The organism is Streptomyces sp. BBFR51, assembly GCF_044591655.1.
Classification (GTDB): Bacteria; Actinomycetota; Actinomycetes; order Streptomycetales; family Streptomycetaceae; genus Streptomyces.
This window is the reverse complement of sequence record NZ_CP172448.1, coordinates 3,534,812-3,548,927: the sequence shown is the minus strand read 5'-3', so window position 1 is coordinate 3,548,927 and position 14,116 is coordinate 3,534,812. Positions and strand designations below refer to the sequence as shown.

Here is a 14,116-nt window from a genome sequence, read left to right as displayed (position 1 = left end):
CCGTACCGCCCACGACCGTGTCACGCCCACGCGTCACCGAGGAAGGCAGTCCCCATGAACCTGGCCCCCCGAGAGATCGACAAGCTGCTGGTGTACGTCGTGGCGGACCTGGCCCGCAAACGTCGCGAGCGCGGCCTGCGGCTCAACTACAGCGAGGCGGTGGCGCTCATCACCGAGGCCATCCTCGAAGCCGCCAGGGACGGCAGGAGCGTCGCCGACTGCATGGAACTGGGCCGGCAGGTGGTCGCCGAGGAGCAGACCATGCCGGGCGTGCGGGAGATGCTGCCGCTGCTCCAGGTGGAGGCGACCTTCGACGACGGCAACAAGCTCGTCTCCTGTCACGACCCGGTCGGCGGCTGACCCGTGCGCCGGGGCACGGTGATCGCCGTCGGCGGTCACGAGAGCGACGACGGGCGCGCCGTACGCCGACTGCTGGACCCTCGGGTGCTCTGCGTGCCCGGTGGCCGTGAACTGCTGCGGTGCGTCCGTGCGTCGCGCGCCCGGGGCGAACCCGTCTGCGTGGTGCCGATGACCCTGGGCCGCGACCCGGAACTGGTCGCCGACGCCGCCCGCACCCTGCTGGGCCTGGACCCGCAGGAACGCGCCGGGACCGTACTGGCCGAGCCCTTCGGCACCGCCGAGCACCTGGTCGGCTGGCTCAGGGCGACGGCCGCGCGGGTGCCGGAGGACCGGGCGCTCCTCGTCACCGCCCCGTCCGGCGACCCCTTCGTCGACGCGGACCTCTTCCGCCTCGCGCGTCTGGTGCGGCAGTACGGGCGGCACCGCACGGTCGAGGTGGCCCTCACCGGAGGCGACCCGGACCCGGCCGAGGGCGTACGGCGCTGCCGTGCCCTGGGCGCGGAACGCGTCGCCGTGCTCCCGGCCGCCTGGGTGACTCCGCGGTTGCCGGACCCCGAACACTGCGAGTCCGGCGGGCCCTTGCTGACGGCGTCCGCGACGGCGGGCGTACTCGACGCGCGCGTCGCCGACGCCTGGCACCGGCACGACCGGCACGGCGACGACGGCCTGCCCCGGGGCCTCACCGCGGCCCACACCCACGGGCACTCCCACAGCCACGGTCCGGGCGGCCACGAACACGAGCACGGTGACCACGCCCACGGTCGGGGTGACCACGCGCACTCACACGGCGGACGCGACGCCCAGGGGTCGCAGGCCGTCCCGGCCGCCGTCTCCCATGCCCTCCCCTTCAGCAGGAGTCTTCGATGAAACTTCCCCCTCGATACCAGTACGGCGACGGCGAGATCGAGATCAACGCGGGCCGGCGCACCCTCGAGGTCACGGTCCGCAACACCGGCGACCGGGCGATCCAGGTCGGTTCGGACTACCACTTCTTCGAGGCGAACTCCGCCCTCGACTTCGACCGCGACGCCACGCTCGGCATGCACCTCAACATCGCCGCCGGCACCTCCGTGCGCTTCGAGCCCGGCGGCACCCGGGAGGTCCAGCTGTGCACCTACGCGGGCACCGGGCGGCTCACCGGCTTCAGCGGGCTCCTCAACGGCAGCGTCAAGTCGCACCCCGCCCGGGTGGAGGCCGTCAGCCGGGCGCTGCACCGCGGGTTCCGGGGCTCGGGCGCCGCGGCCGGACCCAAGAAGGACGAGAAGGGAGAGAGAGGCGGAGGCGAGAGGAGCGAGAGCGGCGAGAGGGGCAAGAAGGACAGGAAACAGGAGCCGGACAAGGGCGGCGCCAAGAAGAACAAGAAGAAGGGATCCCACTGACATGCCGACCCTCTCCCGCAAGCAGTACGCCGACCTGTTCGGCCCCACGGTGGGCGACCGGTTCCGGCTGGCCGACACCAACCTCGTCGTCGAGGTCGAGAAGGACGTCCGCGAGGGCTCGTACGGCGACGAGGTGGTCTACGGCGGCGGCAAGACCATGCGTGACGGCATGGCCTCGGACCCGCAGGCCACCGCCGCGCAGGGCGCCCTCGACCTCGTCATCACCAACGTCGTGGTCATGGACCCGGTGATCGGCGTGGTCAAGTGCGACATCGGCGTCAAGGACGGGTTCATCGCCGGCATCGGCAAGTCCGGCAACCCGCAGACGCAGGACGCCGTCGACCCCCGGCTGGTCGTCGGCACCGGCACCGAGGTCATCGCCGGCGAGCACCTGATCGCGACCGCCGGGGCGATGGACTCGCATGTGCACTTCATCTCGCCCCAGCAGTGCGAGCAGGCGCTCAGCAACGGCATCACCACGCTCTTCGGCGGCGGCACCGGACCGACCGACGGCAGCAACGGCACGACCTGCACGCCCGGGCCGTACAACATCGCCCGCCTCCTGGAGGCGGCCGAGGACCTGCCGGTCAACATCGGCATCATGGGCAAGGGCAACGGCAGCCTGCCCGCCGCGCTGGACGAGCAGATCGAGGCGGGCGCCGCCGCTCTCAAGGTCCACGAGGACTGGGGCTCCACCCCCGCCGTCATCGACAACGCGCTGGCGGTCGCCGACCGTCACGACGTCCAGGTCGCCATCCACACCGACACCCTCAACGAGGGCGGCTTCTTCGAGGACACCCGGTCCGCGATCGACGGCCGCACGATCCACACCTTCCACAGCGAGGGCGCGGGCGGCGGCCACGCCCCCGACATCCTGCGGGTCACCGGCGAGCCGAACGTCCTGCCGTCGTCCACCAACCCGACGCTGCCGTACACCAAGAACTCCGTGGACGAGCTGCTGGACATGGTGATGGTGTGCCACCACCTCAGCCACGACATCCCCGAGGACGTGGCCTTCGCCGACAGCCGGGTGCGGGCGGAGACCATCGCGGCCGAGACGGTCCTGCACGACCGGGGCATCATCAGCATGATCTCGTCCGACTCCCAGGCCATGGGCCGCATCGGCGAGTCCGTCACCCGCGCCTTCCAGATCGCGCACGTGTGCAAGGAGGCCTTCGGCCCGCTGCCCGAGGACTCCGAGCGCAACGACAACCAGCGCGTCCTGCGCTACCTGGCCAAGGCCACCATCAACCCGGCCGTCGCCAGCGGCGTAGGGGACTACGTGGGGTCGCTGGAGGCGGGCAAGCTGGCGGACATCGTGCTGTGGCCCATGCACTCCTTCGGGGCCAAGCCCAAGATGGTCATCAAGGGCGGCATCGTCTCCTGGGCGCAGATGGGCGACCCGAACGCCTCGCTGCCCACCCCCCAGCCCGTCTACTACCGGCCGTCCTTCGGGCAGATCGGGCGTGCCATGCAGTCGACGCACGTCACCTTCATGTCCCAGGCCGGCATCGCGGCCGGGGTGCCGGAGAGGCTCGGGCTGCAACGGCGGGTCCTGCCGGTGCTCAAGACCCGCACGATCGGCAAGCACAACATGGTCCGCAACGACGTCCTGCCCGAGATCGAGGTGGACCCGGAGACGTACAAGGTGACGGTGGACGGCAAGGTCGCCACCATCGAGCCGGCCCAGAAACTGCCCCTCAACCAGCTGTTCTTCCTGACCTGACCCCATGTACCGCGACGAGACGACAGGGGCGGCCGAGACGGCCGCCGCAGACGGTGCGGCGCCGGGCGGCCCCCACCTGGGCCCTCACCCGGGCCTCCACCTGGACCACCTCCTGGTCAGCCTCCAGCTGACCGACTCGGCGTTCCCCAGCGGCTTCTACACCCTGTCCCACGGCCTGGAGGGCTACGTACAGCAAGGGGCGGTCGACCACGACTCCCTGGCCGCGCTGCTCCACGACGTCCTCAGGCACGGCGTCGGCCCGGCCGACGCCACCGCGCTCGCCCTGGCCCACCGGGCCGCCGCGGCCGGCGACTGGGACACGGTGGCCGCGACGGACCGCCGGCTGCACGCGACGAAGCTGAGCCGCGAGATGCGGCAGGCGGCGACCCGCACCGGGCGCCAGCTGCTGGACCTCGCCGCCGAGGTCTTCGGCGCGCCCGGCATCGCCCGCTACCACCGCACGGTGACGGCCCGTCGGGCACCGGGCACCCAGGCCGTCGCCGCCGGGGTCGTCTACGCGGCGACCGGAGTGCCCGTGCGGCAGGCCGTCGCCGCCGACCTGTTCGCGTTCTGCGCCAGCTTCGCCGGAGCGGCGCTGCGGCTGCGGCTGACCGACCACCGGCTGGCCCAGGGCCTGCTGCGGCGGACGGCCCCGGTGATCGAGGAGACCACCCGCGAGGCACTGGCCCGCAGTCTCGACGACCTCGGGGCGACCACCTTCGCGGCGGACGTCATGTCGGCCCGTCACGAGCGGGCGGAGGCACGCCTGTTCGCCAGTTGACCACCCGCCGGCCGTCACGGCCGGCAACCGGAGAGGAAGAGAAGTGCGAGACAACGTGCTGCGCGTGGGGATCGGCGGACCCGTCGGATCGGGGAAGACCGCTCTCATCGAGGCCCTCGTCCCGATCCTGATCGAGCGGGGCCGCCGGCCCGCCGTGATCACCAACGACATCTACACGCAGGAGGACGCCCAGCACATCCGCCGCACACTCGACGGGGTGCTGGACGGCGACCGCGTCGTCGGCGTCGAGACGGGCGCCTGCCCGCACACCGCCGTCCGCGACGACCCGACGATGAACCTGGCGGCGGGCGCGGAGATGCTGGAACGCTGCCCCGACGTCGACGTCCTCCTCTACGAGAGCGGCGGCGACAACCTGACGCTCACCTTCAGCCCGGCCCTGGCCGACGTGTTCGTCTTCGTCCTGGACACCGCCGAGGGCGAGAAGATGCCGCGCAAGCGGGGGCCGGGCATCACCGACTCCGACCTGCTGGTCATCAACAAGATCGACATCGCCCGGTATGTGCGGACCGACATCGGCGTCATGGAGTCCGACGCCCACAAGGTGCGCGGCGACGGGCCGGTGGTGCTCACCGACTGCCTCACCGGCAAGGGCGTCGACGAGGTCCTCGCCTTCCTCGAGTCCCGGCGCAAGGTCCTGATCTGACATGCCGGCCGTCCGCGACCGGCTGGCGCCGGAGCACTACGAGCCCGTCCGGCTCCCGCCGGAGCTGTCGGCGTTCTCGGCCGCGCCCGAGACGCTCGGCCCGGGCTCGCCGGCCAAGGTCGGCATCCTCGACCTGGGCTTCGTCCGCCGGGGGGAGCGCACCGAGCTGGTCGAGCGGTACCAGAAGTCGCCGCTGGAGATCATGCGCCCGCTCTACGTCGACCCGGCGCTGCCCGGCATGGCGTTCACCTACGTGATGGCCACGGGCGGCGGCATCGCCCAGGCCGACCGCTACCGCCAGGACCTGCGGTGCGGTCCGGACACCCAGGCGCTGTTCACCACGCAGGCGGCCACGAAGGTCTACCGGATGGAGCAGGACTACGCGACGCAGCTGGTCCGTCTGTCCGCCGCCGAGGGCGCCTACGTCGAGTACCTGCCCGACGCACTCATCCCCTTCGGGGGAGCGCGGTTCCACCAGAACGTCGTGCTCACCGTCGACGAGGACGCCACCGTCGTCTACGGCGAGACGGTCACCGCCGGCCGGATCGCCCGCGGCGAGCGGCACGCCTACACGGTCCTCGCCAGTGACCTGGAGATCCGCCGGCCCGACGGCACCCTGCTGGCGGTGGACACGCTGCGGCTCAGCCCGGAGCGGTCCGGCGGGGTGGACGGACCGGGCGTCTTCGCCGGGCACGACCACGTCGCCTCGCTGTTCGTGGTGAGCGGCCGGTGTCCCGCCGCCGAGATCGCCGACGCCCTCCACGCGTCCCTGGCGGGCCACGAGGTGCTCCACGGGGCGAGCGTGCTCCCGGACGACTGCGGGGCCTGGGTGCGGATCCTCGGCCACCAGGAGCCCCGGGTCACCGGGGCCGTCCGCGCCGCATGGGACGCCGTACGCCGGCTGCTCACCGGCCATCCCGCACCCGACCTGCGTAAACCGTAGCCCCACCGCCACCGCCCCCGCGCCCAGGAGACCATGCCCGTGATCACCGCACCCGCCCCCATGCCGCCCGCCTACGACTCCGGTGACACCGCCTGGATGCTGGCGGCGGCGGCCATGGTGCTGCTGATGACCCCCGCCCTCGCGTTCTTCTACGGCGGCATGGTCCGCACCAAGCACATCCTGGTGATGCTCAAGATGAGCTTCGCCTCGCTGTGCTTCGTGACCATCCTCTGGTACGTCATCGGGTACTCGCTCGCCTTCGGCCCGGACGTCGGCGGCGCCGGCCTGATCGGCAACCTCGACCACGCCTTCCTGCGCGGCATCGAGCCGAACACCCTGAGCGGATCCATCCCGACCTACGTGTACGCCACCTTCCAGATGGGCTTCGCCATCGTCACCGTGGCGCTGATCAGCGGATCCATCGCGGGCCGGGCCACGATGCGGGGGTGGCTGGTCTTCTCGGTGCTGTGGCTGCTGATCGTGTACGTGCCGATCGCGCACTGGGTCTTCGACACGGACCACGGCTGGATCACCAAGCACCTGGGCGCGCTGGACTTCGCCGGCGGTCTGCCGGTCGAGCTCAACTCGGGCATCGCCGGGCTGGCCGTCGCCCTGGTGATCAGAGGCCCGGCGGACTTCCGGCGCAAGGAGCCGACCCCCAACAACATCCCCCTGGTCATGATCGGCGTGGCGCTGCTCTGGTTCGGCTGGCTGGCCTTCAACGCCGGGTCGGCCGTCCGAGACACCGGCACCGCCGCCACGGCCTTCATCAACACCCAGCTCGGCGCGGCCGGCGCGATGGTCACCTGGCCGCTGGTGGAGTACTGGCGCACCCGGCGGGTCACCATGATGGGCGTGGGCTCGTCGGCCGTGGCCGGCATGGTGGCCATCACCCCCGCCTGCGGCGAGATCGACCCCACCGGCGCCCTGGTGACCGGACTCGTCGCCGGCTTCGTCTGCGCGTTCGCCGTCACCCTCAAGTACCGGCTGAACGTCGACGACACGCTGGACGTGGTCGGCGTGCACGGTGCGGGCGGTCTGGTCGGACTGGTCATGGTCGGCCTGTTCGCCACCTCCACCGTGAGCGGCAAGGAAGGCCTCTTCTACGGGGGCGGCGGTTCCCTGCTCTGGAAGCAGATCGTCGCCATCCTCGCCGTGGCCGCGTTCTCCTTCGTCCTGACCTGGATCCTCGCCAAGGTCGTGGACGCCGTGGTCGGCTTCGCCCAGAAGGAGACGTACGCCGCCGTACCGGGGCAGGACGAGGAGCGCGCCTACGACTTCCGCACCGCCGAACGCCTGGACGCCCTCGCGGGCGGCGGCCGGGGCCTCGACCGGGAGACGCTGGCCGAGATCCAGCGGCTCCTGCGGGACCGCCGGGAGGGTTGAGGGGGACTTCGCAAGGATGTCCGGTTCGCCCGTTGACAGCGGCGCGTGGGGAGGCCGAGACTCGGCGCATCAAAGGTGAAGGAATTTTCACCATGCGAACATGCGGGGCAATCGCATGCCCGAGCAAGGCAACGACGCCGATCGAAGGGAACGACCGATGCGCACCACCGTCGGCATCATCGGGGCCGGCCCCGCCGGACTCCTGCTCGCCCGGCTGCTCCACAACGCCGGGATCGAATCGGTCGTCCTGGAGAGCCGCGATCGTGCCTACGTCGAGCGCAGGCAGCGCGCCGGGATCCTGGAGCAGGGCACGGTGGACGTGCTGCGCGAGGCCGGGGCCGGGGAGCGGATGGACCGCGAGGGGCTGCGCCACGACGGCATCGAACTGCGGTTCGCCAAGCGGCGCCACCGCGTCGACTTCCCCGCGCTCACCGGCGGCAAGTCCGTCATGGTCTACGCCCAGACCGAGGTCTGCAAGGACCTCATAGCCCTCCAGCTGAAGTCGGGCGGGCCGCTGCTCTTCGAGACCGAGGCGCTCGCCGTGGAGGACGCGGAGACGGACCGGCCGCGCATCCGCTTCCGGCACGGCGGGGCGGAGGGCGCCGGGGGCGCGGAGGGTGCCGGGGGCGCCGAGGACGTGCTGGAGTGCGACTACGTCGTCGGCTGCGACGGCTTCTGGGGAGTGGCCCGCGCGGCCGTCCCGGACGGACGCACCTTCGAGCGGACGTACCCCTTCGGCTGGCTCGGCATCCTCGCCGACGTCGCCCCCTCCCACGACGAGCTGGTCTACGCCCGCCACGACCGCGGCTTCGCCCTGCTCTCCATGCGCTCACCCTCCGTCTCCCGCCTCTACCTCCAGGTCCCCGCGGACACGGACGCCGACAGCTGGAGCGACGAGCAGATCTGGGACGAGCTGGAACGCCGCTTCGAGACCGACGACGACTGGACGCTGAGCCGCGGCCCCATCACCCAGAAGTCGGTCACCCCCATGCGCTCCTACGTCCACGAGCCCATGCGGCACGGCCGGCTCTTCCTGGCCGGGGACGCCGCGCACATCGTGCCGCCCACCGGCGCCAAGGGCCTCAACCTCGCCGTCGGCGACGTCGTCACCCTCGCGCGGGCACTGGCCCACCGCACCGAAACCGGCTCCGACGACCTGCTCGACACCTACTCCGAGACCTGCCTGCGCCGCGTCTGGCAGGCCGAGCGGTTCTCGTACGACATGACGACCCTGCTGCACGGCGCGCCCGGCGCCACCCCCTTCGAGGACCGTCTCCAGCTGGCCCGCCTGGACCGGATCGCCTCCTCGCGGGCCGCCGAGACCGACCTCGCCGAGGCCTACACCGGCTTCCCGATCGGGTGAGCGGCGCCCGGCCGCGCGCGACGACCCCGACCGTGAGGGGAATCACTGATCGGCGTAGCGTGTTGTCCCGCAAGGCGAGGGAAAGATCCTTCCTAAGCAGTAGGGTCATTCCTTTGCCGTTCTATTACTCTTGAGCCAAGGCTGCGCCGTGTGGCCATGGAGGAGTGAAATGAGGAGCAGAAACCCGGTCTTCTCGCGACGGGGGTTCAGCCGCGACAACGGCTACGCGGGCTTCAACGCCGCGCCGCAGGCCGGGGGACCCGCCGTCGCCACGCAGGCCAACCCGTACGCGCAGGGCACGCAGGGCAACCCGTACGCCCAGCCGTCCGCCGGCAACCCGTACGCGCAGAACCCGTACGCCCAGCAGGACCTTCAGTACGGCGCGCCGCCGCAGGCGCCGGCCACCACCGGCCGGATGACGATGGACGACGTCGTCATCCGTACGGCGAGCACGCTCGGCGTGCTCGTGGTGACGGCCGCGCTCGCGTGGGCGCTGCTGCCGGTGGACGACGCCAACATCAGCCGTTCGTACGGCATCGGCATCGGTGCCGCGCTCATCGGCATGGTCCTGGCGCTCGTCCAGTCCTTCAAGCGCAAGCCCACGCCGGCGCTGATCCTGTCGTACGCGGCGTTCGAGGGTGTCTTCCTCGGCGTCGTCTCCAGCGTCGTCGACAACCGCATCGCCGACGGCGCGGCCATGCAGGCCGTGATCGGCACGATGGCGGTCTTCGCCGGTGTGCTGATCGCCTACAAGGCCGGCTGGATCCGCGTCAACCGGCGTTTCTACGGCTTCGTGATGGCCGCCGCGCTCGGCTTCGTCTTCCTGATGATGGTGAACCTGCTGTTCGCCGTCTTCGGCGGCGGTGACGGCCTCGGCTTCCGCAGCGGTGCGCTCGGTGTCGTCTTCGGCATCGTCGGCATCATCCTCGGCGCGTGCTTCCTCGCCCTGGACTTCAAGCAGGTCGAGGACGGGCTCGCCTACGGCGCCCCGCGCGAGGAGGCCTGGTTCGCCGCCTTCGGCCTCACGCTGACGCTGGTCTGGATCTACCTCGAGTTCCTGCGCCTCATCGCGATCCTGAACAGCAGCGACTAGTACGCCGCGCCGCACACGAGTGCGACGGTGCGACGTGTGAAGGGCCCCGGGCTTGTGCCCGGGGCCCTTCGCGTCGTGGGGCCCGGCGCACGCTCACAGCAGCTTGCGCGCGGCCCTTCTCAGGTCGTACTCGTGCACGATCGCCTTCGCGTGGCCGTACGCGAGGTTGTGTTCGTGGCGGAGCCAGCTGACCTTCTCCTCGAAGCGGAAGAGGGCGGGGCCGTCCTCGACGGCGCGCAGCCAGTCGGAGATCTCACGGCCGGTGCACTGGGGGATACGGGCGAGCAGATTGCGATGGGTCTCCTCGGAGAAGACTTGGGACATCGGCGCCTCCGGGCGAAAGGGGATGTAAGCCGGTCCTTCAGGTCACCGTGCCTGAGCGTTCGCCCGTTGGCAACAGTCCCGCACGGCCGCGTACGCTCGCGCCGTGGTTGATACGACGCCTTTGACCCGTGCCGTGGACGACTTCGCCGACCGGCTGCGGGCCGCCCCGCAGAGCAGACTGCAACGCGGCGCCGCCGCCGAGGCGCTGGGCCTGGCCAGGGAGTTGGCCCGGCGCGCCCAGCTCGTGGAGGAACCCGGAGCCGAGCCGCGGGAGATGCCGGACGCCGGCATGTTCGCGGCCGCCGACCAGATCGCCGTCGCCGCACACGACTTGGCCCTCGTACTGGAGGACGAGGGCCAGGTGGAAGAAGCGGCGGGGCTGGTGGAGGAGGCCCGCAAACGGGCCGGGGTCTGAGGCCGCGCGCGGACGCCGGCTGGAGGGAGCCGCTTGCCCCACGCCTTCGAATTCCGGACCGAGACGTACTTGCGTTGGAGTGCACTCCAACTCCTAGGTTCGTAAGCGTGCGATACATCAAACTCGGAACGACCGGACTGGAAGTCTCCGCCATCACCCTCGGCTGCATGGGCTTCGGCGAGCCGGACCGGGGCGGCGAGCCCTGGTCGCTGGGCGTGGACACCAGCCGGGACATCATCAAGCAGGCCATCGAGGGCGGCGTCAACTTCCTCGACACGGCCAACGGGTACAGCGCCGGAAGCAGCGAGGAGATCGTCGGCCGGGCGGTCAAGGACTTCACCCGGCGCGAGGAGGTCGTTCTCTCCACCAAGGTGTGGATGCGGATGCGCCCCGGCCCGAACGGCGCCGGGCTGTCCCGCAAGGCGATCTTCGCCGAGCTCGACGCCTCCCTGAAGCGACTGGGGACCGACTACATCGACCTTTACCAGATCCACCGCTGGGACTACGACACCCCGATCGAGGAAACCCTCGAGGCGCTGCACGACGCGGTCAAGTCCGGGAAGGTCCGTTACATCGGAGCCTCTTCCATGTACGCCTGGCAGTTCGCCAAGGCCCTGTACCTGGCTGACCTGAACGGCTGGACCCGGTTCGTGTCGATGCAGGACCACTACAACCTCATCCACCGAGAAGCAGAGCGGGAGATGCTCCCGCTCTGCGTCGACCAGGGCATCGGCGTGATCCCGTGGAGCCCGCTGGCGCGGGGCAGGCTGACGAGGGCCCGGGACACCGCCACGGCGCGTGCCGAGACCGACGAGGGCGGCAGGATCCTCTACCGCGACGAGGACCAGGCGGTGGCGGAGCGCGTCCACGAGATCGCGGGCAGGCGGGGTTTGTCCCCGGCTCAGGTCGCCCTGGCCTGGGTCATGCGCAACCCGGCGGTGACCTCGCCCATCGTCGGGGTCACCAAGCCGGCCCAGCTGGCCGACGCGGTCGCCGCGGTGGACGTCGAACTCGACGAAGACGAGGCCGCCTACTTGGAGGAGCCCTACCAGCCGCACGAGGTCGCCTACCTGGAGGAGTCCTTCTACAAGCCGCAGCCTGTGGCGGGCTCCCGGTAGTCCTGGCTACCGCCGGGCCTTCGACGAGTCCTCGGCCTCGGCCTTCACGGCCCTGTGGTCGGCCCGGCGGTGCTCGCGGGCGGTCGCGCGCAACTGCGTGATCCGCGTGCTGCGCGCCGAAGCTCGGCCCTCACCCCGCGTGCAGTCCACTGCTCACCCTCTGGTGAATTGCGGGTCAAGTCTCAGAGGGACGCGATGACGCGGTCCGCCAGGATGTAGACGTTCTCCTCGCCGCAGGCGAAGGTCAGCGTGTAGGCACCGGAGATGCCTGAGCCGCCGAGGAGGAACGGCGTCTGGCCCGCGCCCAGCGCGGCGGCCAGGCGCTCCGCGGTCTCGCGGTGGCCCGGGGTCATGCACAGGGTGGTGCCGTCGGCGAAGACGTACACGTCGAGGGTGCCCAGCGGGCCCGGACGGACGTCCGCCAGCGCGACGCTGGACTCGGCCAGCTCCTCCAGGGTCGCCACGGTGCGGTCGTGGTCGTTCACCGAGGGCGACGGATTCGGCACGAAGTCCGGGTGCGAGGGGTGCCGGCGGCGGGCGGCGGCCAGCTCGGCGGATTCCCTGGGACCGGCGTGGCCCGCGTCCTGCGAGGACTCGTCGCTGTCCGCGACCGGCTCGACCACGGGCTCCAGGCCCACGAGATCGGCCTGGCGGGGCAGGAACAGCTCACTGTCGGACAGGCCGAGCAGCAGGGGCGCGTCGGAGGCGTCCCGGGACTCCTGGGCGGCCCAGAAGGCCCGCGCCTCGGCGAGTTCCCGCTCGCGCTCCTCGGCGAGTGCCTCCGCGACGGCGGCGCGTATCTCCTCGGCGTCGGCGGTGGTGCGGGCGGCGGGCACGCGGCCCCGCGTGGCGGTGGCCCGGCTCTCGGCCAGCTCCGCGCGCAGGGCGGTCACCTGCCTGCGCAGCACCAGAATGCTGCGCAGGACGGCGACGCCCACGGCGCCGGTGGCGGCCGTGGTGAGCAGCAGGGCGATCGGCATGGCGCTCACTGACGTACTCCCGGTTCAAAGTCGACCCCCGACTTCCTACATCAGCTTGAAGGCAGGACTAACCGTCTGTCAGTGCGTAACGTCACGAAACGGACAGGACTTTGGGCCCGGAGGGTGGGGGTGATGCTGGTCTGACCTGCGTAAATCAAGGGGGCAGGAGAGGTAGGTCACATCCTGGGGGAGTTTGGGTCACAAAACGGCCCAGAACCCTGGGGTGAACAGGGTCCCGGGCCGCGGTGTCACGCTGGGTCGGCGGGGCGCTACTGACGGTCCCTCAGTGGGTCCCGGTGAGGTGTCAGCTCAGGCGCTCGATGACCATGGCCATGCCCTGGCCGCCGCCGACGCACATCGTCTCCAGACCGAACTGCTTGTCGTGCCACTGGAGGGAGTTGATCAGCGTGCCGGTGATGCGGGCGCCGGTCATGCCGAAGGGGTGGCCGACGGCGATGGCGCCGCCGTTGACGTTCAGCTTCTCCAGCGGGATGCCGAGGTCGCGGTAGGAGGGGATGACCTGCGCGGCGAACGCCTCGTTGATCTCGACCAGGTCGATGTCGCCGATGCCCAGCCCGGCGCGGGACAGGGCCTGCTTGCTCGCCTCGACCGGGCCCAGGCCCATGATCTCGGGGGAGAGGCCGGAGACGCCCGTGGAGACGATGCGGGCGAGCGGGGTCAGGCCCAGCTCGCGGGCCTTGGTGTCGCTCATGATCACGAGGGCGGCGGCGCCGTCGTTGAGCGGGCAGCAGTTGCCGGCGGTGACCAGGCCGTCGGGGCGGAAGACGGGCTTGAGGCCCTGGACGCCCTCCAGGGTGACGCCGGCGCGGGGGCCGTCGTCCTTGGAGACCACCGTGCCGTCCGGCAGCGTGACCGGGGTGATCTCGCGCTCCCAGAAGCCGTTCTTGATGGCCTCCTCGGCGAGGTTCTGGGACCGGACGCCGAACTCGTCCATGTCCTGCCGGGTGATGCCCTTGGCGCGGGCGAGGTTCTCGGCGGTCTGGCCCATCGCGATGTACGGGTCGGGGACGAGGCCGTCCTCGCGCGGGTCGTGCCAGGTGGTGCCCTCCTGCTGGGCGACCTCGGCGGTACGGGCCTCGGCCTCGGCGAAGAGCGGGTTGCGGGTGTCCGGCAGGCTGTCGGAGTTGCCCTTGGCGAACCGGGAGACCATCTCGACACCGGCCGAGATGAAGACGTCGCCCTCGCCGGCCTTGATGGCGTGCAGCGCCATGCGGGAGGTCTGCAGGGACGAGGAGCAGTACCGGGTGACGGTGCAGCCGGGCAGGTGGTCCATGCCCATCTCGACGGCGACGATCCGGCCGAGGTTGTTGCCCTGCTCGCCGCCGGGCAGGCCGCAGCCGAGCATCAGGTCGTCGATGTCCCTGGGGTCGAGACCGGGGACCTTGGCCAGGGCCGCCTGGATGATCGTGGCGGCCAGGTCGTCGGGACGCAGGTCCTTCAGGGAACCCTTGAAGGCGCGGCCGATGGGGGAGCGGGCGGCTGAGACGATCACGGCTTCGGGCATCACGGCTCCAGTGGCGAGTCGGTGTGGGCGCGGGCGGGGGCTGCTTTTGGGAAGTTACC

The 14,116-nt window shown here is 71.2% G+C and carries 15 protein-coding genes; 12 read left to right on the top strand and 3 right to left on the bottom strand.

The genetic code is table 11. The features are described from left to right. Positions 1 to 54: 54 nt before the first annotated feature. The 10 genes from ACGH7X_RS16045 (at position 55) to ACGH7X_RS16000 (ending at position 9,695) form a co-directional block, all read left to right on the top strand. Positions 55 to 360 (top strand): urease subunit gamma, encoded by a 306-nt coding sequence (locus ACGH7X_RS16045; RefSeq protein ID WP_399885920.1) that lies wholly within the window; start codon positions 55 to 57, stop codon positions 358 to 360. 3 nt (positions 361 to 363) lie between these two features. After that, the gene (locus tag ACGH7X_RS16040) at positions 364 to 1,227 is read left to right on the top strand and encodes a sirohydrochlorin chelatase (protein ID WP_399885917.1); all 864 of its coding nucleotides are present in this window, start codon (positions 364 to 366) and stop codon (positions 1,225 to 1,227) included. After that, positions 1,224 to 1,739 (top strand): urease subunit beta, encoded by a 516-nt coding sequence (locus ACGH7X_RS16035; RefSeq protein WP_399885915.1) that lies wholly within the window; start codon positions 1,224 to 1,226, stop codon positions 1,737 to 1,739. The genes ACGH7X_RS16040 and ACGH7X_RS16035 overlap by 4 nt, the downstream gene beginning before the upstream one ends. Position 1,740: 1 nt before the next feature. Further along, a complete protein-coding gene (ureC, locus tag ACGH7X_RS16030; RefSeq protein WP_399885913.1) occupies positions 1,741 to 3,465 on the top strand; it encodes an urease subunit alpha in 1,725 nt (574 codons plus the stop codon). A 4-nt stretch (positions 3,466 to 3,469) separates the two neighbouring features. Continuing rightward, a complete protein-coding gene (locus ACGH7X_RS16025; protein ID WP_399885911.1) occupies positions 3,470 to 4,246 on the top strand; it encodes an urease accessory protein UreF in 777 nt (258 codons plus the stop codon). A 43-nt stretch (positions 4,247 to 4,289) separates the two neighbouring features. Further along, positions 4,290 to 4,910, top strand: a complete 621-nt coding sequence (gene ureG / locus ACGH7X_RS16020; protein WP_399885909.1) for an urease accessory protein UreG — start codon at positions 4,290 to 4,292, stop codon at positions 4,908 to 4,910. A 1-nt stretch (position 4,911) separates the two neighbouring features. After that, complete coding sequence (locus tag ACGH7X_RS16015; protein ID WP_399885907.1) at positions 4,912 to 5,853, top strand: urease accessory protein UreD; 942 nt, start codon at positions 4,912 to 4,914, stop codon at positions 5,851 to 5,853. A gap of 33 nt (positions 5,854 to 5,886) precedes the next feature. After that, the gene (locus ACGH7X_RS16010; protein WP_399885905.1) at positions 5,887 to 7,239 is read left to right on the top strand and encodes an ammonium transporter; all 1,353 of its coding nucleotides are present in this window, start codon (positions 5,887 to 5,889) and stop codon (positions 7,237 to 7,239) included. A 157-nt stretch (positions 7,240 to 7,396) separates the two neighbouring features. Then, on the top strand, positions 7,397 to 8,602 hold the full coding sequence (locus ACGH7X_RS16005) for a 4-hydroxybenzoate 3-monooxygenase (protein ID WP_399885903.1): 1,206 nt from the start codon (positions 7,397 to 7,399) through the stop codon (positions 8,600 to 8,602). A 169-nt stretch (positions 8,603 to 8,771) separates the two neighbouring features. Beyond that, positions 8,772 to 9,695: a Bax inhibitor-1/YccA family protein gene (locus tag ACGH7X_RS16000; RefSeq protein ID WP_399885901.1), complete on the top strand. Its 924-nt coding sequence runs from the start codon at positions 8,772 to 8,774 to the stop codon at positions 9,693 to 9,695. A gap of 93 nt (positions 9,696 to 9,788) precedes the next feature. On the opposite strand, the gene ACGH7X_RS15995 is transcribed toward ACGH7X_RS16000, so the two are convergent. Then, positions 9,789 to 10,019, bottom strand: a complete 231-nt coding sequence (locus tag ACGH7X_RS15995; protein ID WP_030189937.1) for a DUF4287 domain-containing protein — start codon at positions 10,017 to 10,019, stop codon at positions 9,789 to 9,791. 103 nt (positions 10,020 to 10,122) lie between these two features. On the opposite strand from ACGH7X_RS15995, the gene ACGH7X_RS15990 reads away from it, so the two are divergent. After that, entirely contained in the window at positions 10,123 to 10,434 is a 312-nt protein-coding gene (locus ACGH7X_RS15990; protein WP_217164613.1) for a hypothetical protein, read from the top strand. 107 nt (positions 10,435 to 10,541) lie between these two features. Next, positions 10,542 to 11,552, top strand: a complete 1,011-nt coding sequence (locus ACGH7X_RS15985) for an aldo/keto reductase (protein WP_399885898.1) — start codon at positions 10,542 to 10,544, stop codon at positions 11,550 to 11,552. A 182-nt stretch (positions 11,553 to 11,734) separates the two neighbouring features. On the opposite strand, the gene ACGH7X_RS15980 is transcribed toward ACGH7X_RS15985, so the two are convergent. Both ACGH7X_RS15980 and ACGH7X_RS15975 read right to left on the bottom strand, forming a co-directional pair. Next, positions 11,735 to 12,541 carry a hypothetical protein gene (locus ACGH7X_RS15980; RefSeq protein WP_399885896.1) on the bottom strand — a complete coding sequence of 269 codons (807 nt, stop codon included), beginning with the start codon at positions 12,539 to 12,541 and terminating at the stop codon, positions 11,735 to 11,737. A gap of 295 nt (positions 12,542 to 12,836) precedes the next feature. Then, the gene (locus tag ACGH7X_RS15975) at positions 12,837 to 14,057 is read right to left on the bottom strand and encodes an acetyl-CoA C-acetyltransferase (RefSeq protein WP_399885894.1); all 1,221 of its coding nucleotides are present in this window, start codon (positions 14,055 to 14,057) and stop codon (positions 12,837 to 12,839) included. Positions 14,058 to 14,116 lie beyond the last annotated feature (59 nt).